Raw genomic sequence first — 22820 nt, 5'->3', positions numbered from 1 at the left:
ATGCTAGAAAACAGAAAATAGCGAAAGCCGGATTACCTTACAAGCTGTTTCGTTTTCTTCGCTCCCACAGCTCTAAGAACGCCCGGTTGAGTGGCTCGTTTTCCAAGAACGATTGCTTCCACTCAGGTTTAGAGATCTTCTCCGCCACATCCATGATCATCTTGTAGCCACCCTCCAGCACCGCCTGGAGGTTTGCCTCGTCACCCAGGGCATCGTAGACTTCTGCGCATAGCCGATAAATTAAAGATGGATTTTCTATACCTACGATACCGAGTGCCTGTAGATGCTCCCAGGCTGGATTTATGTATTTTGAGGCTTCTTCTAACTGGCCTTGCATGACCGTACACTGCGCCAGGGCTGCAGAAGCAATACAAATCTGTGGGGGCTGCTCGATTTTCGTTGCCAGCTCATAGGCTTCTGTCAATCGCCTGTGCGCACCGGGGGCATCCTCCATCCCCAATTGGACAAACCCTAAACCGGTCAATATTACGCATTTAGCAAAAATATCATTGCTAGGGACTATTTGCAGCAAGGCCTGGTCAAACATGGCATGAGCCGTTCGCAGGTCACCGGTGTAAAGTGCTAGCTCCCCCAAGCCGATCATATTGTAGGCAATCCCACGATGGGCACCGAGCGACTCATTTAATCGGCGCGACTGTTCAATCACAGCCCTGGTCTGTTTATTCAATCCCATCCGCATATAAACACCAGCCAGGTTACTCAGGCCGACTGCTTCCAAAGCGCGATTTCCCAGCTTGTGATGCAGGTCAACCTGCTCGATCATCATATCGACGCTTTTAACAAAGTCGCCAAGGGCAGCATAGCAAATTGCTGCACGGAAGAGCACCATTGCCAGAATGCTCTTATCTTCTAGTGTACGGGCTAACTGTTGCGCAATTTCGATATTCCGGATGGCTGGCTCGATCAGTTCTGGTTTAAACTCGGTCGCTAACGCCATCAGGGAGAGAGCTTTGGCTTCAACCGCCTGGTTACCACATTGTCTGGATGTAGCAAGTGCATCGCGTGCATACTGGCGGGCGAAGCGATCGTCTCCTATCTGGGCAGAAAAGCCTGCTGTGAGCAGATAGGCTTCGGCCAGGTAATTTTCATCTTCAAAGTCACGCGCCAAGTCGAGGATCGCATCAAGATCTGCCTTGCGCGGTTCGGCTTCACCCAGCACATTGTAAGCACTCTCCCGCCCGAGTAGCGTCTTCCAGCGTCGCTCCTTGTCCACGGGAGGCAATAAACTCAATGCCTGCGTGAAATAACCTACTGCCTCGCGTGCCGCCCCTTGGAGTAATGCACGCTGACCCGCCAGCATGAACCAATCGATCGCACTGCCCAGCTCACCAGCCCGCTGGTAGTGCTCGCCTAACAGGCCGGCAAATTCTTCCAAGCGGCCGGCGTTACGGGCTTGCTTTTCCAGCCAGCCGGCAGCTACTTTGTGCAGGGCGAGCCGTTCGCGCTTCAGCACACTCTCGTAGGTCACTTCATGGAGCATATTTTGGTGAAAACTCCATTCTGTCTCCCCCTGGAAGGCAGATTCAGGCTGGGATTCCACGAAACCGCGCGGCTGCAGGTGACCGAACACCTCAGTACCAGCCGCGATGCCCAGGGCTTCCACGCCCCCCGACCAGAAGCGCCGACCGAAGATCGCACCTCGTTGCAGAGCTACCCGCTCGGCAGTGGATAAGCTGCTCAGGCGGGTCAGGAGTAGGTGTTGTAAAGTGGCTGGTAGGGGCTGCTCCTTCAATCTTTCGGGGTAGATGCACCATTGCTCGCCCTGGGTATCCAGGATGCCATGGTCAATAAACCAATTGACCATCTCCTCAGCAAAATAAGGTACACCTTCAGAGCGCTCCACCAGTAGCTCAATCACCTGTTCCGGGACGATTGGGACGCGCTGTAATAATTCCATTGCCATCTCACGGACAGCCTGGTCGCTCAATGGCGACAGATCCACCAAGGTACCGCATGGTGCACTGGTCTCACTTACCGAGCTGCTCGAGCCCAACAGGTCGGCCAGCCCTTTGGGTGGGTGCCATTCTGGGCGCGCTGCCGCAAGGATGAATACTCCGTTCGGCTGTGCTCCCGTGAACGGATCAAAGAAAACCTCCGCCAGATAATCCCATGAAGCCAGGTCGGTCCATTGCAGGTCTTCCAGCAAGATCACCACCTGGTTGTATTTGCGGACGGCATTGACTAGCTCCCGGCTAACCACAAACGCTCGCCCTTTGACCTGGGTAGGATCAGTGCGCATGGCCTTGATATATGGACTGTTTTCAAATGGCAAACCAACCAACAAGCCCAAGGCATGGGCAGGTTCGTCACAATCTTCACGACCATAAAATTCGGAGAAGCGCTCCACCCAGCGCGCCTCGGCTTGTTGCAGGGGAATATCTTCTGCGATTTGGAAGCGGTCAAACCAGAGACGGCGTACCAGTGCAAATGGCTGGTTGGCATCATCTGGGAAGGCACGCGCTCGCATCAAACGGGTGGTCTCCTCGCGCAGGTCGATCCAATCCATCATGTCTTCCATCAGGCGGCTTTTCCCTATCCCTGCCTCGCCTAAAAGCTGGACCCACACCACCCCGTGTCCTTCGTATGCCTTAAGATATGCCTGGCAGAGTGACTGCATTTCCAGGTCACGCCCGACTGTGCGAGTTTCCACACCTGCCACTCCACGTGTCACACTACGGAATGGACGTGGCTTGGCGCGACGAACGAGATAGGTCAGGACAGGCTCTCGTTTACCTTTTACTGTCAATGGCGGTTGAGGGGTCAAATCGAAGACACCACGCACGTAGTGGTAGGTGTCATTCGAGATCATGATTCCACCGGGTGGTGCGGCAGACTGTAGTCGGGAAGCCAGGTTCATGGCGTCACCGCTGGCAGTAAATTCCTTGTGGGTGGCATCCCCAAGCTCGCCCACCACTACAAGGCCGGTATGAATGCCAGCGCGTAATTGGATCTTCTCAGGGAAATTTTGGTTGTCTGCAGCAGCCTGAATATCCAGGGCAGCCCGGATGGCATTTTCTGGATCGTTCTCACTTGCCTGCCGTGAGCCAAAGAATGCCAACAATCCATCTCCGAGGTATTGGGCGATGGACCCATGGTGCGAATTAATTGCTGCTCCCATGGAGGTATGCAACCTTGAAACCACCTGGCGCCACTCCTCAGGATCCATTTTTTCGGCCATGGCAGTGGAGCCCACCATGTCGATGAACAGGATGGTGACCATACGGCGTTCTTCGACTGGTACTGCCTGGACAGCGAGCTGTGCTTCCAGAACCGTTTCTTGCTGCCTCAAAGCTGCCAGGGCTGGTTCGACCACCTCATCACCCAAGGCAAGGCGTTGTGCTTCCAGACCTTTGATTGAGAGGCGTAATTTCTCGAGCTGAGCTTGCAGTGACTCTGCCATAGCTGATCTCCCCTATCCAGCAATTGACGCGACAGGCTTACGTTTACCCAGATGAAGAAAATTGGTTCCATAAATCATATCCTTTTATCATGGAGTTTACAAGTGTTTTGTAGGAAAAATTGATAGGCACATAAAAATCTGACTTCTCATCCAATAAATTTTATAAATAATATTCTTTCCAAGTTCATCTGATTGTCATCTTAACTTGATATATTATGTCAATTAGATACACAATATCTTGTTTCTAGAAGGGAAATGAACATGAAACACTTCTCAGCCATTACCACTGCCTTGATCATCACCGCCGTCCTCGGCCTGGGAATCGTGGTGATCGGGGTAAGCGCCTTCACCAACACCAATACAGTTCCACTGCAAAACACTCCGAACACCGGGTTAACTAGCAACAGACTTAGCAATAATACCAGCGCCTCCCAAAACCTTGCAGCAAACCCAGCTCAGGTGCAGCAGCTACAACAAGAAGTAAATGCGTTGCAGTCTCAGCTGCAGCAAGCGAGTCAGGCTATCCAGCAATACCAGAACCTCTTGCTGGTACTGCAGCAACGGGGTGTGATCAGCATCGACGAGAATGGAAACATCTTCCTGCCACAAGGTAGCTCGTCTTCTTTCCACTAAACAAATGCTATATCTGTCCTTCACCAGTGGGGATGCAAACCCTTATCTGCGCATAAAAGAAAGGCTTTGATCATGAAAATCGTCAAGAAAGGCTTGCGCGTGTACTTTACGATCGCAGCACTGTTCAGCTTTATCGGTGGTTACATTCTATTATCCCATTCCAACAAACCGGCACCACTCCAGATCAACCAGCCGGTGATCAGCTCACCAACGACTAACTCGGCTAGTCGATCATTCAACCAAAACGCCCCATCCAACGGCTTTCAATTCTTGAATCAGAACAAGTTTAACTCCTTTAGCCCGCGCCTGCGGACAGGTGGCTCATAAATGAAGTACGATGAATTCCGGGCAATGAACTCGGATATCGTGGTGGCTGCCGAGGGTGCAGACGCTGAAGTGATCGCCCATGGATTCGCACAGGTACGCGAGCTCATTGCCAGAAGTGAGCAACGGTTCACGCGATTCTCAGAGACCAGTGAGCTGGTGGAGCTTAATCATTCCGCAGGCACGTGGTTCCAGGCTTCAGATAAGATGTACGAGGTAATCAATGAAGCCCACAAGTTAGCAATGGTGACTGGGGGATTATTTAACCCGGCAATCCTGCCAGCATTAAAGAGGTTGGGTTATAACCGCAGCATGGATGATATCCGGAAAGACGATAGCCAAGAAAATTTGGTTGAGAACGCAAACTACGAGGCGGAAATCAATCAGGATTTCAGGCAAATCCGGCTCGATCCATTGCGTAAATTGGTGTACTTGCCGGGAGAGATGCAGATCGACCTGGGAGGCATCGCTAAGGGATGGATTGCCGAACAAGCCGCGCAGAGACTGGCAAAATACAGTGAGGCATGTGCTGTCAGTGCCGGTGGGGATATGTTCCTGGTCAACCTGCCACGAGGGCAGGATGATTGGGAGGTGGGGCTGGAGAATCCGCTGAAACCTGAAGAAGACCTGGCAGTCTTGCGTGTACCACCGGGGGCGGTTGCTACATCTTCAATAGTCAAGCGGCAGTGGAAACATAACGGGCGGGTGCAGCATCACCTGATTGACCCACGCAGCGGCCGGTCTGCCGAGACGGATTGGCTGAGCGTGACCGTTTGGGCTGAGCAGTCGGTGGAAGCGGAAGTGTTTGCCAAAGCCTTGCTGATCGCTGGACCCCGATCGGCGGATGAATTGATCGGACACTATTCAAAATTAACGTACCTGGCCGTCGATAAAACCGGCTGGGTGCATGGCTCCAAGAATTATCACGAGGTGTTTCATGTCTGATAGCAGGATCACTACACACGAAGCTGAGCATAAGAAAGCCTTTTCCTGGCTGCTCGGAGTATTTATTTTTGCAGCCGCCCTGACTGCAGGGGCAGTCGGATACCTTTTAATGCGAACCTTGCCAATGGGACAGATTGTTTCCAACCTGTTCACCTGGTTATTCGCCACCAACAGCAGCCATGCCACCTGGTATGTCACACGAGCAGCGGGTTGGGTGGCGTATTTCTTGTTGTGGTTTTCGATGCTATGGGGACTCGCCATTCCAACCAAATTTTTCCAGCGCCTGCTGTCTCCCACCTTCGTGGTAGATTTTCACGAGTACATCTCCTTGTTGGCGATTGGTTTCGTGGTCATCCATGTTGGGGTTTTATTAATCGATCAATACCTGCCATTCACCCTGGCCCAGGTGCTCGTCCCGTTTGCAGCAACTTACCAACCTTTTTGGGTAGGCCTGGGTACCATTGGGGCATACCTGAGCTTGCTGGTGACGATCACGTTTTACCTGCGCAAGCGGATTGGGCAGAAGCGGTTCAAGGCCATCCATACCTTGAGTATGGCAGGCTACCTGGGTGTGGTCTTGCACGCCTTTTTCTCCGGCAGTGATTCAGCTCTGCCTGTGGCACAGCTGATCTATCTTGGTACTTTTTTGGTGGTGGTATTCCTGACCGCATACTGGCTGATCAATGCCAAGCAACTCAGGGCAGAAAAAGAACAACAGAATGTGCTCCATCAAGCACATAGGCCTGTAAAACACTAAGCTTTGATGGTTGTATAATCTGCTTATGCGCCTGCTCCTGGTCGAAGATAATGCCCGCCTGCGAAATACGATCCGGCTCAGCCTGGAAGAGGCGAGCTATGTGGTTGATAGCGCAGCCGACGGCGCTGAAGGGCAAGAGCTGGCTGAGCTGACACCTTACGATGCAATCATTCTCGATATCATGTTGCCCGAACTTGATGGCCTGGAGGTATGCCGGAACCTAAGAAAGATGCGCCTGCGCACCCCGATCCTCATGCTCACTGCGCGGGATACAGTGGATGACCGGGTGAAGGGATTGGACAGTGGCGCTGATGATTACTTGGTCAAGCCCTTTTCGATGGATGAGCTTCAAGCACGCCTGAGGGCGGTCATGCGGCGCGATGCTCCCGACAAGATGGGAGTGTTGAGCGCAGCGGACCTGGAGGTGGACCCAGCTGCACATACTGCTCAACGAGCGGGTGTGCCAATCGAGCTGACCGGCAAGGAATTTGCCTTGCTCGAATATATGATTCGCAACCCTAACTGGCTAATCACGCGTGAGATGGCCGAAAGACATGTGTGGGATTACGGCAGAGCGAGCGGATCAAACCTGGTGGATGTATATATCCGGCGGCTGAGGCGTAAAGTAGATGACCCCTTTGAGATTAAGTTGATCGAAACTGTACGCGGCTATGGCTACCGTTTGAATAAGCCAGAGGCATGAAGACCCCTGATATCCAGGAACCCAGGTAAATTTGGGGGAAGAAAGCATGCAAGAGCAAAAAAAACCAGCCAAGTTTTCAACACGATCCATCATCCAGCTCACCCATAGCATCCGCTTCCGGTTGGTGGTGTGGTTTGTTTTGATCCTGGGCGCGGTCATGGTCATTTTCAGTGCGTTTATTTACTGGCGCCAGGCTCAGGATTTACGATCGGCGGCGGTCCTGCGTTTGAATGTCGCCCTCGAGCATGCGTTGGGCGGGCAGGGTGAAGCTGAGCATTTTGCCGAAGGTGGGCTGCTGATCTTCCAAGGGTTACAGGGCAGTAATCCCGCGTCCGATACGAACATCCAGGAAGGTACAGTACTGGCTCTGCAGACTGTAGATGGATCCATACTGGACAGTGCAGGCGTATTGAGTGTTGTACAACTCCAGCAGATTCATTTTCCTGCTGCGGGATGGAGCGGAGTGCAGCAGGTACGGGTGCCAAAGAGTGTGGCAGAGGTCAACAATCGCTACTTGTTCTTAAATCGCGCCATTGCCCAAAATGGACAAACCACCGGATACCTGCTGGTGGGCGTACCCCTGGATACCGACAACCAGCTCAACCGATTGCTGGTTTCCCTGAGTAGTGGCATTATCCTGACAATGGGGATCGCCCTGGTGGGTGGTCTGTGGCTGGCTGACCGGGCGATGCGACCGGTGAAAACCATCACCCAGACTGCCCGGGAAATCGGCGAGACTGACTTGAACAAACGCCTGCGTATGGCAGGGCAGGATGAGCTGTCTGAGCTGGGTAATACCTTCGATGCGATGCTCGACCGCTTGCAGGCTGCGTTTGAGCGGCAGAAGCAATTCACTGCCGATGCCAGCCACGAGCTACGCACCCCGCTGACCATTATCGAACTGGAGACCAGCCGAATGCTTGCCGGTCACCGTTCGTTGGATGAATATGAGCGCGTGCTCCGCACGATAAACTCGGAAAACAAGTTCATGATCAGGCTGGTGACCAACCTGCTCACCCTGGCACGCATGGATGCCGGGCAAACAAATATCAAAGCGGAGCCTGCAGACTTAAGCGAGCTGGCGTCTGAAGTGGTGGAGCGCCTGGAACCACTGGCAAAGTCGGGTGGAGTATCTCTGGGCCTGGGTGACCTTCCGGAAGTGAAGGTGAGGGGAGACCGCGCCCTATTGGCCCAGATGCTGACCAACCTGGTGGAAAATGCCATCAAGTATTCTGCGAATGCGGAGGTACCGCAAGTTATGGTGACTGTGGGCAGCCGAACAGAAGACCAGCGCCCTGTAGCCTGGGTGCAAGTGAAGGATAATGGGATCGGCATTGCCAGCGAACACCTGACCCACCTCTTCGATCGTTTTTACCAGGTGGATGCTGCACGCACCAGAGAAGGCGGTTGGGAAGATGGGGTTAACGCACCGGAGTCGTCCGGAACAGGTTTGGGATTGGCAATCGCGCAGTGGATCGCCGAGGCGCACCAGGGGGAAATTCACGTGCAAAGCGCGATCGGCAAGGGTTCGACTTTTGAAGTGAGGCTGCCTGCTATGGGGTAAGCCTGATCAGCTTCCAAATAAGAAAACTCCCAGAATACCCAAAAATTGAAAATGAGGCACTTCGTTGATCAATGCCTGTTCACAGGTTCTAAAAAACTGCCTGGCTGAAGAGTCGTATAATAAAAAAAACGTAAAAATGCTCAATCATTCATGGGGGGAGCACGGGTATCAGGACGCGACACGTCAGAATGTTTATCTGACGGTCGATAATCACAAGCAGACCTTGAGGAGAAATGTGATGAGCAATCAACCAGAAATTGACGTCCAGCGTCGACGTAAAGCCGAAAAACCCACGCAACGCGCCGAAGCTCCGCAAAGAAGACCAACTGGAGGCTCGGGAGGAGGTATCTTTCCATCAGGTGGGGGAGGTTTTAATATCCCCACCCGCGGTAAATTAGGCGGGTGTGGTGGTTTTCTGGTAATTGTCGTCATCATTATGTATGTCTTGTTATCTCAGGGTGGGGGTAGTGATCTGCAGAGCGAAGCGCCAATCTATGAACAACCGACTGAAGCGGCTCCTATCGTCCAAGACCTGGCTACCTACACACCTCGGCCAACTCGTGCCCCTGTTGCTGGACAAACCGGTCAGAAGTGGCTGGTGATGCTGTACCAGGATGCGGATGACCAGGTGCTTGAACAGGATATATTCCTGGATCTGAACGAAGCTGAGCGAGCTGGATCGACCGACCGGGTAACGATCGTGGCACAGCTGGACCGGTACAAAGGTGCGTTTCAGGGGGATGGCAATTGGACCTCGGCCCACCGCTATCTGGTGAGCCAGGATGAAGACCTGAACCACGTGAACTCACAAATGGTAGAAGACCTGGGTGAAGTAGACATGGCGGCTGGGAGCAGCCTGGTGGATTTTACCACCTGGGCAATGCAGAATTATCCTGCTGATCGCTATGTGCTGGTGGTCTCTGATCATGGCATGGGATGGCCTGGAGGCTGGAGCGACAAAGACCCTACCAGCCGGGATCGTGGTGATGCGCCGCTCATCTTATCTTTAGACAGCGATTTTCTTTTTCTTTCAGAAATCGACGATGCATTGGCACAGATCACATCTCAGACCGGGGTGGATAAATTGGATATCATCGGTATGGATGCCTGCTTAATGAGCCAGCTGGAGGTTTATGCAGCCTTACAGCCATATGCTCATATCGCCCTGGCCTCAGAAGAGGTGGAACCATCCTTGGGCTGGGCATATGCCGGCTTTTTGCAGATGTTGGTGGATAATCCAGACATGAGCAGCCAGCAGCTGGCCAGCGATATCGTCAGTTCTTACGTCCAACAAGATTTACGTATTGTTGATGACCAGGCAAGGCAGGAATTCTTGAGACAGGGGAGCCCAATGGGAGGGTTCTTCAGCGTGAGCAGCGTCACGGCTGACCAACTTGCCCGGCAAATCGGACGGGATGGCACACTGACCGCAGTTGACCTGGATGTTCTGCCAGAGCTGATGGCTCAATTTAATCGGTTCGTATATCGGCTACAGTCTGAAGACCAGGCAATAGTGGCTGCAGCTCGCGATTATGCCCAGGCATATACCAGCGTATTCGGCAAGCAGGCAACCAATTCGTATATCGATATGGGTCACTTCGTGCAACTGGTCGCCAGAGAAGCCAACAATAACAGCCTGGATGAAGCTGCCAATGAGGTTATGCAGTCTATCCAAAAAGCTGTGATTGCTGAAAAACATGGCTCGGGAAAGCCTGGTTCGACGGGGATTGCCATCTACTTTCCCAACTCCACCATGTACCGGTCAGCCTACACAGGTCCACAATCTTACAACGCAATCGCTGGGCGCTTTGTTCAAACGTCGCTGTGGGATGATTTCCTGGCGTACCACTATAACGACCGAACCTTCCAACCCGATGCGGTCGAAGTGGTTGCGCCAGGCCCTGGAATGCCCAGCCGGGCACCAGGTGCAGGTACGGTTAATATTTCATCGATCAGCACTACAAGTGAATCATTTTCTCCCGGCGAGACAGTAAAGCTGAGCACCAGCATCAGCGGGCAAAATATCGGCTATATCTATCTGTTTATTGGCTATTATGATCCAGCAGCCAATTCGATCTTTGTGGCAGATACCGATTTTCTGGAAAGCCCCGACACCCACCAGCTGAATGGGGTATATTACCCAGCCTGGCCACAGGCAGATTCCTTCAAGCTCAATTTCGAGTGGGATGGATCGGTATTCAGTGTGTCAGATGGTACTACCTCGGTAGTGGCACTACTCGAGCCAGAGACCTACGGCGTGTCTGCTCAGGATGCCGTATACAGCTTGTCGGGGACATATACCTTCGCAGATTCAGGCGACCAACAGCCTGCCAAGCTCAGGTTCATGGACGGCAGGCTGGTCCAGGTCGTTGGCTACCAGGGAGGCGAACAAAGTGGTGCTCCAGCAGAGATCACTCCTTCGGAAGGCGATACTTTCACCATCTTGCAAAAGTGGTTGGACCTGGATTCAAGCGGAAATGTCAGCCAGGCAGTTGATGTTCCAGGAGAAACCCTGACGTTTGGGAATGGCAATCCCTTTACCTGGGAGGCAGTGTTTACCCCGGTAGGAGAATATTTGGTGGGCTTCATGGTGGCGGACCTGGATGGCAATACCAGCCAGGCGTACACCAGCCTGACGTTTAAATAGCGAAATAAAATTGGTTTCCAGTTTTTATATTAAAATCATAGGCATGGCAATTTGCTAAATTTATTCCATCTACTTAACGGAGATACACACATGAAAGAGAAGATTCTGGTAACCGGCGGAGCAGGTTTTATCGGCAGCCACTTGTGTGAGCTGCTGATCCATAACGGGCACCGTGTGGTGGCAATCGATGACCTATCCACGGGCAGGCTGGAAAATATCCAACACCTGCTGCCGATGCAGGGTTTTCAGTTCGTGCGCGAGACCATCACCAACAGCCAGGTGCTCGACCGGTTGACCAGCGAGGCGGACATCCTGATTCACCTGGCGGCGGTAGTGGGGGTGCAGCTGATCGTTGAGGACCCGGTCAACACGATTGCCACGAACATCATGGGCACCGAAGCAGTGCTGACCACCGCCAACCGCTACCACTGTAAAGTAATGCTGGCGTCTACATCAGAGGTGTACGGCAAGGGTTATAAAGTGCCTTTTAACGAAGAAGATGACTGCGTGATGGGACCCACCAGCCATAGCCGCTGGTCATATGCCACGTCAAAAGCCATTGACGAGTTCCTCGGACTGGCATATTTCCACCAGTTCGGGCTGCCAGTGGTGGTGATGCGTTTCTTTAACACGGTAGGACCGCGCCAGACCGGCCGTTATGGCATGGTGCTGCCACGTTTCGTGCGACAGGCACTGGCAGGCGATCCGATTACCATCTATGGTGACGGCGAACAAAGCCGGTGTTTTGCCGATGTCGCCGATATTATCGGGGCAGTCGTTAAACTTGCTGACCAACCCAGTGCGATCGGCCAGGTATTCAACATTGGCTCGACCGAGGAAGTGACCATCCGGCAGCTGGCTGAACGGGTGATTAACGCCACGGGAAGCTCATCGGAAATTGCTTATGTGCCTTATGAGGAGGCTTACGCCCCAGGGTTCGAAGATATGCGCCGTCGAGTGCCGGATTTAAGCAAGATCCATGGCCTGATCGGGTACGAACCCCAATTTACGCTGGATGACATCCTGCGAAGGGTGATCTTGTACGAGCGCGAGCAGGCACTCAAACACAGCAAAGAACCTACTTTGCCCAGAATATCCAGGTGAGCTGGGCAACCAGCAAACCAAGGATTATCCCACCCAGTGCTTCTGCTGGCGTATGACCCAGCACCTCAGCCAATTGATCCTGTTTTAATGGATGTCCAGCAGCCAGGTCGCTAATCATCGCATTGATGCGCTCGGCATGTTTCCCAGCCTGGCGACGAATGCCGGTGGCGTCATAGATGACAACCATGCACACAGCAAATGCCAGAGCGAATAATGCGGAATCGAATCCAACCGACAGGCCTATCCCGTGGGCAACCCCCACTACCAGGGCGGAGTGAGAGCTGGGCATGCCCCCAGCTTGAATCAACAGAGCCCAATTCCATTTATGGGTCCGTAAATATTCGATAGGTACCTTTATCGTCTGGGCGATTCCCCAGGCGATCAGGGCAGCGATAAAGACATAATTGTGAAATATGGCCACAATCAGCCTTCTTCTGTAGTGGCTATATCCAGCAGAGTGCCACCTGAAAGTTGCTTGAGGCGCAGCTCAGCCTTGTCCAGCAATTCGACACAGTGCCTGGTGAGTTGCTGGCCGCGCTCATACAGGGCCATTGTTGCCTCCAGGGGGAGCTGATTGGATTCGAGAGAAGCGACAATCGATTCCAGCTCTGCCAATGCCTGCTCGTAAGATAAGTCGGTCACTGGAGGAAGAGCGTTTTTTTCTTTAGGTTTTGTTGGTGTCATAAGGGTTAGTAGATCCTATTTTGTCTATAAAGTTCAGATTGCTTCACTGTAATCAACACTCGTCGCAATGGCCTATGGAACGTCCACATGGGCACCGAAATCACCATCACTGACTTGTACATTCAGTGCTTCCCCTGGGCTGACCTGGCCGATGTGGGTGATGTTCAAACCAGACTGGTTGGTGACAATGGCGTAGCCACGCTCAAGAACGGCTTGCGGGTTCAAGGCGGCCATATGCTGCATCAACCCCGCCATTCGAGAGCGAGCCAGCTGGAGAAGATGGTATGTGGTCGCTGAAAGAAGATGGTCCAGCTCATCCACCCTCTGAATGTTGGTTTGGATCTGGCTCAGAGGTGAGTTTCTCTCCAGCTGGTTGTGCAGATCATGGAAGGTCCAACGGAGCTCATTGGTGAAAGCCTGGACTCGCTGGTTCAAGCGATCGCTGAGTTCGGAAAGGTCCAGGCGAAGGTCTGCTTGATTGGGTGTGGCCAGCTCGGCTGCGGCGGTGGGGGTAGGAGCACGTAAGTCGGACACGAAATCGGCGATGGTGAAGTCGGTCTCGTGGCCCACACCGGTGATGACCGGGATTGGGCAGCTGGCGATTGCACGTGCCACGCGTTCATCGTTGAAGGCCCACAGATCTTCGATCGAGCCACCCCCGCGTACTAGGAGGATTACATCTGGCCTGGCTACCTGGGCTACATCACGCAAGGCAGCGATGATGCCTGGTGGTGCTTCATCACCCTGGACTGGAGTGGGGGCCAGCACGACTTCCACGAGGGGATAGCGGCGGCGCAAGGTGTTGAGCACATCCTGCAAGGCAGCCCCAGTGGGAGAGGTGATGATGCCTATCCGCTGCGGCCTGGCCGGGATGGGGCGCTTGCGTTCGGGGGCAAATAAACCCTCAGCTTCCAACCCTGCCTTGAGGCGTAAGAACTCCTGATAGAGGGCACCTTCTCCAGCCGGACGGATGACGTCTGCATAAAGCTGATACTGCCCACCCAACTCATAAACACTGATAGCGCCGTGCACCTCGACGGCATCACCATCACGGGGCATGGTACGCTGGCGTATGGCAGCTCCACGCCACATGACGCAGCGCAAGGAAGCGCTGGTATCTTTCAAGGTAAAGTAGATATGGCCGGAAGCGGGGCGTGAAAAATTGGATACCTCACCCTTCACCCAAACATCCTGGAGTGCCTCGTCGGATTCGAGCAGCTCACGGAGATAGCGGGTCAGGTCGGTCACAGACCAGGAAGCTGGGATCTGCTGGTTGAAGAGCGGCATTTGCGACATGGACCTTAGCATACCTGTATTAATGTAGGATGTCAACAATCTCTTCATCCTTGATGTGCTTGCCTCAAAGTAATTTTAGCCTGGACGGTATCTTTGTCGTCCAGGCTAAAATCTCTAGAAATTGTTGAACTTATGGTTGAGACTATTACTTCTGCACGGGCTTATTTCGCAAGGTTGGGAGTATAGATGCCTGTCCTGAATGTGATGGTGCTTTTATTAAACGGTATCACGATCGAGCCCATGCCAGGATCTACTAAATTCGTTTCCTTAAGCTTGATGGCATAATTCGGACCGCGAATCATAGGGAAGGTAAAGGAAACCGTCTTTGTGACTTCACCCGGCAGTATGGTAAAACTACCAACGAGGATATTGTTGATGTACATTTTAAGGTCAATATGACCGGTGCCGCTCAGGAAGTTCTGGATTCCCTGAAGGTTATAGGTTACACCAGTCACCCACCCCATATCGAGCCTACGTGAACCTGTCGCATTATCATTGACATGCCACCAGTAGGGAAGGGTCGTAACAGACATTGTGTCACCGTCTGCGGGAAACTTGTTTCCGAACAGGTGGATGGTGGAGATATTCAGAGGAATAACGACCGAGCCCATGCCGGGATCAACTGTGTTTAATTCTTTAAGCTTGATGACATAATTCGGTCCATTAATTTTGGGGAAGAAGAATGTGACATTCATAGAACTAGTGCCTGGTAACACCGTAAATTGACCTACAATAATACCGTTAATGGATAATTCGAAATCAATATGACCGGTACCACCAAGAACATTCCTAGAAATTAGGAGATCATATCTTACGCTATTAACCCAATCAAGCCCCGGCTTACGGGTGCCGAGGGCATAATCTCCAGCAGTCCACCAATAAGGAGAATTGGCTACAATCATGGTATCCCCGGCAGCAGGAAAGGCATCGCCAATAAACGTGATGGTGGAAGAATCCAGGAGTATTTCAATTGAGCCCTTACCTGGGTCAACTGTATTTGTCACTTCCATCCAGATTTGATATACAGGTCCACTGATTTGGGGGAATGAGAAGGTAACCGATTTACTCGTCTCGCCAGGCAGGACGGTAAAGCTACCCACCAGAATGTCATTAATGGTTAAATTGAAATCGACATGGCCAGGTGCGGACAGGTAATTTCCAATTTGGAGGTCGAATATTAAGCCATCTATCCATTCTATCCCAGGTGTGCGGTAACCGACCGCACGATCTCCAATGTACCAAAACCAGTCGGGAGAATCTTCGAGGACTAGAGAATCACCAGTGGCAGGAAAGGTATTCCCAATCAACGTGAGCGACGAAGTATTTATTGGTAATTCGATCGAGCCTAAACCAGGGCCAACTGTATTCGTTTCTCGTAAGCGTATAGAATAACCAGGCCCACTGATGGCTGGGAAAGAGAAGGTGAGGGATTTGCTTGTCTGGCCGGGCAGGATGGTAAAGTTGCCAACGATAATACCGTTAATGGATAAATCCAGGTCAACGTGACCGCCTCCAGAGAGTACATTATCAGAAATCTGGAGGTTGTATGTAAGCTTGTTGACCCAATTCAGCCCAGGCTGGCGGTATCCATCTACACGATCTCCGGTATTCCACCAGTTTGGATCATGCAACACGGTGTATGTATCACCAGTTGCCGGAAAATCGAAGCTAACAGAAGTCGAAGGAGCTGCGCCTTCTTGAGAGGGCAGCTCCTTCGACTGTTCCCCGGTATTTGGAATGCTGTCTGTAGGGGATTGGGGAGAAATCGGCTGTTGCAGTGGTTCCACAACTCCGCGGTTATCATCGGGTGATGTTTGAAGGGGAACGACTTGCTCAGCAGGTAGGGGCAATTGGGGTGGTATGCCTTCGAAATTATCACCGGGGATGTCCTGAGGTGCTACCGGCTCTGTACCTCCAGGCGCCACGGGCGGTACCCCACCGCCATTATTGTCGGGTGGACCTTGAGTCGGATCGGCATCATGCTGAGGTCCGAGCAACGGTGCCTGTTCCCATGAACTACCCGAACCCACTGACCCATTACTTGAAAATGACGCTTGAAACGGAGAGGCTACCAAAGTAACCACAAGAAGCGTTAACACGATTCCGAAAATACGCCCAACTTTTTTATAGTTCATCCTGAAAAATCTCCTTTCCCGGCTAGTTAGCCATATTGCAGAAAACCGATGGAATTCTTGTATCAGGCGACAACTGTAAGAAAAGGTAAATTAACTGTAACTGGATATATATGTAGTATAGCAAAATAATATCCTAAAGCAAGTGCGTACATACGCAAAATGCGAGACAGGATCGTAGCTAATCTGGCGCTAAGAGCCTGCTGAACCTAGAGTAATACATACGTCGAGACACACATGAAATATGGTGCGATGTTAACTCCATCGTAGTGATACAATTCCGTAAAGGCTGATTCTTTGCTAAAATTATATGGGTATATGAATTACATTTGGTCGCCGTGGCGTATGGAATACATTCGATCTACCAAATCTAGCGAAGGTTGTATATTCTGTGAGGGGCTAAAACAGGAGGATGGTCCTGGCAATCTGATTGTCTTCCGCGGTCCGAATGCATTCGTAATGCTGAACCGCTTCCCATATACCAGCGGGCACCTGATGATTGTGCCCATCGATCACCAGCCTTCGTTGGAATATCTGGATGAGGCGTCACGCCTCGAGATCATGGACCTTTCGGCCCGGGCGATTAAGGTATTGAATGTACTTTACACGCCGCAAGGGTACAACCTGGGAATGAATATCGGGAATGCAGCCGGAGCGGGGATTACAGAGCACGTGCACCTGCACGTGGTACCCCGGTGGGTGGGTGACACGAATTTCATGTCAGCGGTATCGCAGACACGGGTGCTGCCTGAACTGCTGGAAGAGACCTACCAGCGAATTCGGCAGGTCTGGAGCACCGAATAGATCTATTCCACTAAAAAAGAAAAATGTAATATAAGGCTCATTACGATCCAAAACAACCTACGCAAAACACAGAAATGTAGAAACCAGGAGAGAAAACGATGAGCAACAAGGACACTGAAGCCGTAATCTTGAGTGCAGTGCGCACACCTTCAGGGAGCTTCCAGGGTGGATTCGGCAGCCTATCCGCCGTTGACTTGGGAGCCTGCGTTGTGAAGGCGGCGGTTGAGCGCGGGTCAATTCCAAATCCGGCTGACATCAATGAGGTGATCATGGGGAATGTGGTATCTGCGGGCCTGGGGCAGAACCCTGCCCGCCAGGCAGCCATGCATGCCGGACTACCAGCGTCAGTGGGTGCTTTCACCATTAACAAGGTTTGTGGTTCGGCTTTGAAAGCGGCCATGCTGGCTGCCCAAGCCATTCGGGCGGGAGATGGTGAGCTGTTCGTGGCAGGCGGCATGGAGAGCATGAGCCGGGCACCCTTCCTGGTGGATGGACGGACCGGCAGCTTGCGCTTCGGGCACGGCCAGCTGACGGATGCCCTGCTTAAAGACGGCTTATGGTGTGCACTTGAAAACTGGTCAATGGGCGATGCCGCCGAATTCATCGCCAACGAGTATAACATCAGTCGCGAAGCCATGGATGAATATTCCTATCACAGCCACATGAAAGCCATCACGGCCATTGATGCGGGGAAGTTTAAACAGGAAATCGTCCCCGTGGAGGTGAAGGGTCGCAAAGGACAGGTGACCGTAGTAGACACGGATGAAACACCCCGACGAGATACGACCCTGGAAGGGTTGGCCAAGCTACGGCCTGCCTTCCAGAAGGAAGGCAAGGTAACGGCGGGGAATGCCCCCGGCTTAAATGACGGTGCGGCAGCCGTGGTGATAGCCAGCCGGGCAAAAGCGGAAAACATGGGGGTAAAGCCACTGGCACGCATCTTGGGGTATGGGAACGTAGCCCTGGAGCCCAAATACCTGTTCGCTGCCCCTGCCAAGACCATCCCGGTGGTGCTGAAGCAGGTGGGATGGAAGCTTACGGATGTTGACCTGGTTGAGTTGAATGAGGCATTTGCAGCCCAGGTGCTGGCCAACGGCTACGAGCTGGCCAGCCAGGGGTGGGATTGGGCTAAAGTCAACGTCAATGGCGGCGGGATCGCCCTTGGGCACCCGATTGGTGCCAGCGGGGCGAGACTGCTGGCTACGCTGATCTACGCCCTTAAAGACCGTGGATTGACTAAAGGCATCGCTTCGTTGTGCCTGGGCGGCTCTGAAGCGGTGGCGATGGCGATCGAAATCGAATGAGGTTGGATGCCGTTGTGAGGTAGGTGAACTATCCAATACTTCCTTAATCTACGTGGCTGATCTACCAGCTTACGTGAACTTTTCTTGTCTTTATAAACAGAAAGTTCATTGTGAATATTGGCAAAAGGAAGATTGCTGCGGCAAAAACCGCCTCTCGATGACAACATGGAGGAGAACGGCATGGAGATAAAATCAATCTTTGTGGTGGGGGCTGGGACGATGGGCAATGGGATTGCACAGGTGGCAGCCACTTCAAGCTACCAGGTGACGCTGATGGACGTGGTGCCAGGGCAGGTGGAACGGGCACAGGCTACGATTGCCAAGTCAGTTGAGAAGCTGCTCAGCAAGGCAGCCATCACCGAAGAACAGAAGCAAGCTGCCCTGGCGATCAAAACTAGCATGACCCTGGATGGTGTCGGAGAGGCAGACCTGGTCATTGAAGCTGCCACTGAAAACCCGGAGCTCAAACTGAAATTATTCCGCGACCTGGACCAGATTGCCAAACCAGGGGCAATCCTGGCGAGCAATACCTCGTCGATCAGCATCACCAAGATCGCGGCTGCCACGAAAAGGCCCGAAAATGTGATCGGGATGCACTTCATGAACCCGGTCCCCTTAATGAAGCTGGTGGAAGTCATCCGAGGGCTGGCGACCTCGGATGAAACGACTGCCACTACCATGGAAGTGTGCCGCAAGATGGGTAAGGAACCGGTGGAAGCCAATGATTCGCCCGGATTCATATCCAACCGGATCCTGTGCCCGATGATCAACGAGGCAATCTTTGCCCTGCAGGAAGGCATTGGCACACCGGAGGCGATTGACACGGTGATGAAGTTGGGCATGAACCACCCAATGGGCCCGTTGGCCCTGGCTGACCTGGTTGGGCTGGATGTGGTCCTGTTTGTGATGGAAGTGTTACAGCGCGACCTGGGTGACGATAAATACCGCCCATGCCCGTTGCTGCGCAAGATGGTAGACGCCGGCTACCTGGGTAGAAAATCTGGCAGAGGTTTCTACCAATACTGATTTCCCATCATTTTTTGGGAGTGGAAATTGTGGGCGTAAAGTGGAGGGAGGAGTGTGATGCATGGATGACCAAGTGTATGATTATGTGATCATTGGCTCTGGATTTGGGGGCAGTGTATCTGCCCTGCGCCTGGCTGAAAAAGGATATTCAGTGCTGGTGCTGGAGCGGGGGAAAAGGTACGAAGACGCTGACTTTCCCAAGACAAACTGGAATCTTGGAAAATCACTCTGGGTGCCATTATTACGCTGCTTTGGAACCTGGGAATTAACCTTCATGAACGGGGCAGTCGCCATGCACGGGAGTGGGGTAGGCGGGGGCAGCCTGATGTATGCCAACGTGCTGATGGAGCCCGATGACCGGTTATTCGAAGCATCCAGCTGGCATCAACTAGCGGACTGGAAAGCTGTCTTGCGGCCTCATTATGATACCGCTAAACGCATGCTGGGGGTGACAACCAACCCCCGCTTATGGCCTGCAGATGAGATAATGAAGCAGCTTGCTGCTGACTGGGGAGCAACAGACAGCTTCCATCCAACAGAAGTGGGGGTATTTTTTGGCAAGGAAGATGAGACTTACCCTGACCCGTATTTCAATGGGGAAGGGCCTGAGCGTACAGGATGCAATTTCTGTGGGGGGTGTATGGTGGGTTGCCGTTACAATGCGAAAAATACGCTCCCTAAAAACTACCTGTACCTGGCAGAAAAGCTGGGTGTGCGTATTCAGCCGGAAGTCACGGTCAAGGACATTCGGCCTTTAATAAACCAGCCTGGCAGAGAGGTGCGTTACGAAGTAGCCTACCATAAAACAACGGCATGGTTTTATCATCCACGACAGGTTGTTCAGGCACGTAATGTGATCGTCGCTGCGGGTGCCTTAGGTACACTAGACCTGCTTCTGCGCTGCCGCTCGCGAGAGCGGTCTCTACCCAAGCTATCTGGGCGGTTGGGTGAAAACGTACGCACCAACAGTGAAAACCTACAGGGCGCTGGCAGCCGTAATAAGGGTATCGATTATTCAAAGGGTATCGCTATTACCTCAATCATAAACACCAGGGAAGACACGAATGTTGAGCCAGTGCGGTTTTCAGATGGGTCATCACTCATAAGAAATATTACTGCCCCCCTGGTGGATGGTGATACGATCCCGAGCCGATTATTGAACACCGGGCTTGAGATCCTGCGTCACCCCATCGATTTCTTTTATGCTCGCTTCTTCTCCCGCTGGGCATTCCATACCACGATATTATTGTTCATGCGGCCGGTAGAGGAGATCCTGAATGTGCGCCTGGGTCGCAACATCTTCACCCTGTTCCGCAAGGGGGTAATGTTTGATACAAAAGGTGGAAAGCTGCCCAAAGGGCCAGCGATGTGCAACAAATTCACCCGGCAATTCGCCCAAAAAATCAACGGCATTCCTCAAGCCAGCGTGATGGATAGCTTGTTTAATTTTCCCATCACGGCCCACTTCATGGGTGGCGTGCCTGTTGGACGGGACGAGCAAGAAGGCGTGGTGGATGTCAACTTCCAGGTGCACAACTATCCTGGTTTATACGTGGTGGATGGGGCAATCATGCCGGGTAACCCAGGGGTGAACCCGAGCCTGACTATCACCGCCCTGGCTGAGTATGCGATGAGCAAAATTCCACCGAAATAATAAATTCAGCAATGACGAAAGATGGATTGGATTAGCCTATCTTATTGAGTTGGGTTGTCTATTTTCCTCGTTAAAATTCTTCACGGTTGAAGCGCCACAGGCTGAGCAAGATGAATAAGATGCTTTGGCCAAATATGATCGCCAGGGTGATCAGCAGATCAACCTGGGTGCCAATACCCATTATCAGTGAAAAAACGAGAGACGGACTGCTTCCCAGAGGAATCACCAACATCCAGGGCAGAACGAACTGCAATGCGGGTAGAAACCCAATCAGGTTCTGCTGGAGGAACAGGATTCCCAGAGGGATGCCGATCACTGGCCCGCGCTGGTTGAAAAAGGCTCCAAGCATAAGGGTGAGCGCTAAAAAATAAAAATGGCTGACAAATATGACCCCCAGAGCTTCGAGAAAACCGAGTGGGTTAAGTTGGAAGCCGCGTATACTGAAGATAATATACGCCAGGATGCCAGGCACCAGGACCATGGTCAGTAGGATGCCGGCACTGTTGGCAATGATTTTTGAAAGCACAAATGCTGGGCGTGTAAGGGGTTTGGAGAGAACCCAGGCAGCTGTACCCTCGCGCTTCTCACCCACCAGGGCATCCTGCATGATAATTATCACTCCAACTGCCGGGAACAGGCCAGCAAACACGCTAAACAGCATGAACAAATCCTCTTTAGATATGTCTTGGGGGTTGAAGGCGATCATCGCCAAGACTCCGCCAATCATGCCTCCCCAAATGAGGCATTGAATCCACCACATGTGGGTTTTGAACCAGCGTGCCATGCCGCTACGCAGCATGGTGGGTAATCCGCGGGTCCAGCCCCGCTGGGATACCAGCTCAAAGGATTCATTTCCCGACATTTTGACCTCCCTCAATCACCTGCATAAACACATCTTCAAGCTCATATTGTTTACGGCGGAATTCATTTACGGTGACAGGCTCATTCACCAACAGCTTGAGCAGATGCTGCTCCGCCGTCAGGGGATCGCTGACGCTTACCTGCCAGATATACTCGGAGTTATGCTGGCTGGTTTTGACGGCACTCACCCAGGGTAAGGCCTCAATTTTATTGAGGACCGCATCCACTTCCCCCTTCAGGTGAATAATATAAATCACGCCTTCACTGCCTGCTAATAACTCTTCGATGGGCCCCTGGGCAACCAGCTCACCCTTGTTGAGGATGACAACCGTATCGCTGACCCGCTGAACATCATCTAGTATGTGGGTTGAATAAAAAATGGTGGCGTATTTGCGTAGTTTTGACATCACTTCCAGCACGTCTCTTCGCCCAAGTGGGTCCAAACTAGCAGCCGGCTCATCGAGGATGAGTAAATCAGGATAATTCACCTGAGCCTGGGCAATTCCCAGCCTTTGTCTTTCTCCACCGGATAAAGTCCTGATTGGGCGGTCCGATTTACCGTCCAGGTCTACCAGGTTGAGCATTTCATCCACCCGGTCATTGATGGCTTTCTTCGGACCACTGAAGAAGAACTCAGCGGTGAAGTGGAGAGTCTGGCGAGCGGTCATATACTCATAAAAGTGCGGCTCCTGAGGTAAGTAGCCGATGCGGGCACGAATATCGACACTTTGAGTGACGCTATCAAGACCAAAGACGGTTGCTGTTCCAGAGGTCGGTCGTGTTAGCCCCAACAGAAGCTTGATGGTTGTCGTTTTGCCTGCTCCGTTCGGGCCGAGGAAACCAAAAATCGAGTTTTGATGGACGTGCAAGTCAAGCATTTTGAGGGCGAGCAGATTTTTATATGATTTGCTTAGCCCATGTGTCACGATAACATCAGGGTCAGGTCGATCCATTAAATCCT

General features: G+C 52.4%; 19 protein-coding genes. 12 read left to right on the top strand and 7 right to left on the bottom strand.

What is annotated here, in order from left to right; genetic code table 11:
- Nucleotides 1-37 precede the first annotated feature (37 nt).
- Nucleotides 38-3421 (bottom strand): hypothetical protein, encoded by a 3384-nt coding sequence (locus C3F13_03370; protein PWB55725.1) that lies wholly within the window; start codon nucleotides 3419-3421, stop codon nucleotides 38-40.
- Between the two features lie 261 nt (nucleotides 3422-3682).
- Here C3F13_03370 and C3F13_03365 point away from each other — a divergent pair, with 261 nt between their 5' ends.
- The 8 genes from C3F13_03365 (at nucleotide 3683) to C3F13_03330 (ending at nucleotide 12098) form a co-directional block, all read left to right on the top strand.
- The gene (locus C3F13_03365) at nucleotides 3683-4054 is read left to right on the top strand and encodes a hypothetical protein (GenBank protein PWB55724.1); all 372 of its coding nucleotides are present in this window, start codon (nucleotides 3683-3685) and stop codon (nucleotides 4052-4054) included.
- A gap of 72 nt (nucleotides 4055-4126) precedes the next feature.
- A complete protein-coding gene (locus tag C3F13_03360; GenBank protein ID PWB55723.1) occupies nucleotides 4127-4381 on the top strand; it encodes a hypothetical protein in 255 nt (84 codons plus the stop codon).
- Nucleotides 4382-5323 (top strand): FAD:protein FMN transferase, encoded by a 942-nt coding sequence (locus C3F13_03355; protein ID PWB55722.1) that lies wholly within the window; start codon nucleotides 4382-4384, stop codon nucleotides 5321-5323. It abuts the gene before it with no gap.
- Entirely contained in the window at nucleotides 5286-6080 is a 795-nt protein-coding gene (locus tag C3F13_03350) for a hypothetical protein (protein ID PWB55721.1), read from the top strand. The genes C3F13_03355 and C3F13_03350 overlap by 38 nt, the downstream gene beginning before the upstream one ends.
- A 25-nt stretch (nucleotides 6081-6105) precedes the next feature.
- Entirely contained in the window at nucleotides 6106-6783 is a 678-nt protein-coding gene (locus C3F13_03345) for a DNA-binding response regulator (protein ID PWB55720.1), read from the top strand.
- Between the two features lie 46 nt (nucleotides 6784-6829).
- Nucleotides 6830-8347: a hypothetical protein gene (locus C3F13_03340; GenBank protein ID PWB55719.1), complete on the top strand. Its 1518-nt coding sequence runs from the start codon at nucleotides 6830-6832 to the stop codon at nucleotides 8345-8347.
- Nucleotides 8348-8411: 64 nt separating this feature from the next.
- Nucleotides 8412-10994 (top strand): hypothetical protein, encoded by a 2583-nt coding sequence (locus C3F13_03335; protein PWB55718.1) that lies wholly within the window; start codon nucleotides 8412-8414, stop codon nucleotides 10992-10994.
- A gap of 90 nt (nucleotides 10995-11084) precedes the next feature.
- A complete protein-coding gene (locus C3F13_03330) occupies nucleotides 11085-12098 on the top strand; it encodes a nucleoside-diphosphate sugar epimerase (protein ID PWB55717.1) in 1014 nt (337 codons plus the stop codon).
- Here C3F13_03330 and C3F13_03325 read toward each other — a convergent pair.
- From C3F13_03325 to C3F13_03310, 4 genes are all read right to left on the bottom strand, one after another.
- On the bottom strand, nucleotides 12073-12525 hold the full coding sequence (locus tag C3F13_03325) for a hypothetical protein (GenBank protein ID PWB55716.1): 453 nt from the start codon (nucleotides 12523-12525) through the stop codon (nucleotides 12073-12075). The genes C3F13_03330 and C3F13_03325 overlap by 26 nt on opposite strands.
- The gene (gene xseB / locus C3F13_03320; protein PWB55715.1) at nucleotides 12522-12782 is read right to left on the bottom strand and encodes an exodeoxyribonuclease VII small subunit; all 261 of its coding nucleotides are present in this window, start codon (nucleotides 12780-12782) and stop codon (nucleotides 12522-12524) included. The genes C3F13_03325 and xseB overlap by 4 nt, the downstream gene beginning before the upstream one ends.
- Nucleotides 12783-12854: 72 nt before the next feature.
- Nucleotides 12855-14069: an exodeoxyribonuclease VII large subunit gene (gene xseA, locus C3F13_03315; protein PWB55856.1), complete on the bottom strand. Its 1215-nt coding sequence runs from the start codon at nucleotides 14067-14069 to the stop codon at nucleotides 12855-12857.
- Between the two features lie 170 nt (nucleotides 14070-14239).
- On the bottom strand, nucleotides 14240-16213 hold the full coding sequence (locus tag C3F13_03310; GenBank protein ID PWB55714.1) for a hypothetical protein: 1974 nt from the start codon (nucleotides 16211-16213) through the stop codon (nucleotides 14240-14242).
- A 315-nt stretch (nucleotides 16214-16528) separates the two neighbouring features.
- On the opposite strand from C3F13_03310, the gene C3F13_03305 reads away from it, so the two are divergent.
- The 4 genes from C3F13_03305 to C3F13_03290 all read left to right on the top strand — a co-directional run bounded on the left by C3F13_03305 (nucleotide 16529) and on the right by C3F13_03290 (nucleotide 20998).
- Nucleotides 16529-17014, top strand: coding sequence for an HIT family hydrolase (locus C3F13_03305; protein ID PWB55713.1), 486 nt, complete (start codon nucleotides 16529-16531; stop codon nucleotides 17012-17014).
- Between the two features lie 98 nt (nucleotides 17015-17112).
- Nucleotides 17113-18318: an acetyl-CoA C-acyltransferase gene (locus tag C3F13_03300; protein ID PWB55712.1), complete on the top strand. Its 1206-nt coding sequence runs from the start codon at nucleotides 17113-17115 to the stop codon at nucleotides 18316-18318.
- Nucleotides 18319-18498: 180 nt separating this feature from the next.
- The gene (locus C3F13_03295) at nucleotides 18499-19344 is read left to right on the top strand and encodes a 3-hydroxybutyryl-CoA dehydrogenase (protein PWB55711.1); all 846 of its coding nucleotides are present in this window, start codon (nucleotides 18499-18501) and stop codon (nucleotides 19342-19344) included.
- Between the two features lie 61 nt (nucleotides 19345-19405).
- Nucleotides 19406-20998 (top strand): GMC family oxidoreductase, encoded by a 1593-nt coding sequence (locus tag C3F13_03290; GenBank protein ID PWB55710.1) that lies wholly within the window; start codon nucleotides 19406-19408, stop codon nucleotides 20996-20998.
- 70 nt (nucleotides 20999-21068) lie between these two features.
- Here C3F13_03290 and C3F13_03285 read toward each other — a convergent pair whose 3' ends face one another.
- Entirely contained in the window at nucleotides 21069-21860 is a 792-nt protein-coding gene (locus C3F13_03285) for a hypothetical protein (GenBank protein ID PWB55709.1), read from the bottom strand.
- Complete coding sequence (locus C3F13_03280) at nucleotides 21847-22812, bottom strand: ABC transporter ATP-binding protein (GenBank protein PWB55708.1); 966 nt, start codon at nucleotides 22810-22812, stop codon at nucleotides 21847-21849. Before C3F13_03280 ends, C3F13_03285 begins: the two co-directional genes overlap by 14 nt.
- Nucleotides 22813-22820: the final 8 nt, after the last annotated feature.

The sequence above is a fragment of the Anaerolineales bacterium genome, assembly GCA_003105035.1.
In the GTDB taxonomy this organism is placed as follows: domain Bacteria; phylum Chloroflexota; class Anaerolineae; order Anaerolineales; family UBA4823; genus FEB-25.
The sequence above is the reverse complement of the archived record's forward strand: the minus strand, read 5'-3'. Positions and strand labels throughout refer to the sequence as shown.

Coding starts and splice junctions, on each gene's coding strand:
- C3F13_03300 (PWB55712.1), top strand. CDS start 17,113: ATGAGCAACAAGGACACTGAAGCCGTAATCTTGAGTGCAGTGCGCACA.
- C3F13_03310 (PWB55714.1), bottom strand. CDS start 16,213: ATGAACTATAAAAAAGTTGGGCGTATTTTCGGAATCGTGTTAACGCTT.
- C3F13_03290 (PWB55710.1), top strand. CDS start 19,406: ATGGATGACCAAGTGTATGATTATGTGATCATTGGCTCTGGATTTGGG.
- C3F13_03330 (PWB55717.1), top strand. CDS start 11,085: ATGAAAGAGAAGATTCTGGTAACCGGCGGAGCAGGTTTTATCGGCAGC.
- C3F13_03285 (PWB55709.1), bottom strand. CDS start 21,860: ATGTCGGGAAATGAATCCTTTGAGCTGGTATCCCAGCGGGGCTGGACC.
- C3F13_03370 (PWB55725.1), bottom strand. CDS start 3,421: ATGGCAGAGTCACTGCAAGCTCAGCTCGAGAAATTACGCCTCTCAATC.
- C3F13_03295 (PWB55711.1), top strand. CDS start 18,499: ATGGAGATAAAATCAATCTTTGTGGTGGGGGCTGGGACGATGGGCAAT.
- C3F13_03280 (PWB55708.1), bottom strand. CDS start 22,812: ATGGATCGACCTGACCCTGATGTTATCGTGACACATGGGCTAAGCAAA.
- C3F13_03355 (PWB55722.1), top strand. CDS start 4,382: ATGAAGTACGATGAATTCCGGGCAATGAACTCGGATATCGTGGTGGCT.
- xseA (PWB55856.1), bottom strand. CDS start 14,069: ATGCCGCTCTTCAACCAGCAGATCCCAGCTTCCTGGTCTGTGACCGAC.
- C3F13_03340 (PWB55719.1), top strand. CDS start 6,830: ATGCAAGAGCAAAAAAAACCAGCCAAGTTTTCAACACGATCCATCATC.
- C3F13_03345 (PWB55720.1), top strand. CDS start 6,106: ATGCGCCTGCTCCTGGTCGAAGATAATGCCCGCCTGCGAAATACGATC.
- C3F13_03360 (PWB55723.1), top strand. CDS start 4,127: ATGAAAATCGTCAAGAAAGGCTTGCGCGTGTACTTTACGATCGCAGCA.
- C3F13_03365 (PWB55724.1), top strand. CDS start 3,683: ATGAAACACTTCTCAGCCATTACCACTGCCTTGATCATCACCGCCGTC.
- C3F13_03350 (PWB55721.1), top strand. CDS start 5,286: ATGGCTCCAAGAATTATCACGAGGTGTTTCATGTCTGATAGCAGGATC.
- xseB (PWB55715.1), bottom strand. CDS start 12,782: ATGACACCAACAAAACCTAAAGAAAAAAACGCTCTTCCTCCAGTGACC.
- C3F13_03305 (PWB55713.1), top strand. CDS start 16,529: ATGAATTACATTTGGTCGCCGTGGCGTATGGAATACATTCGATCTACC.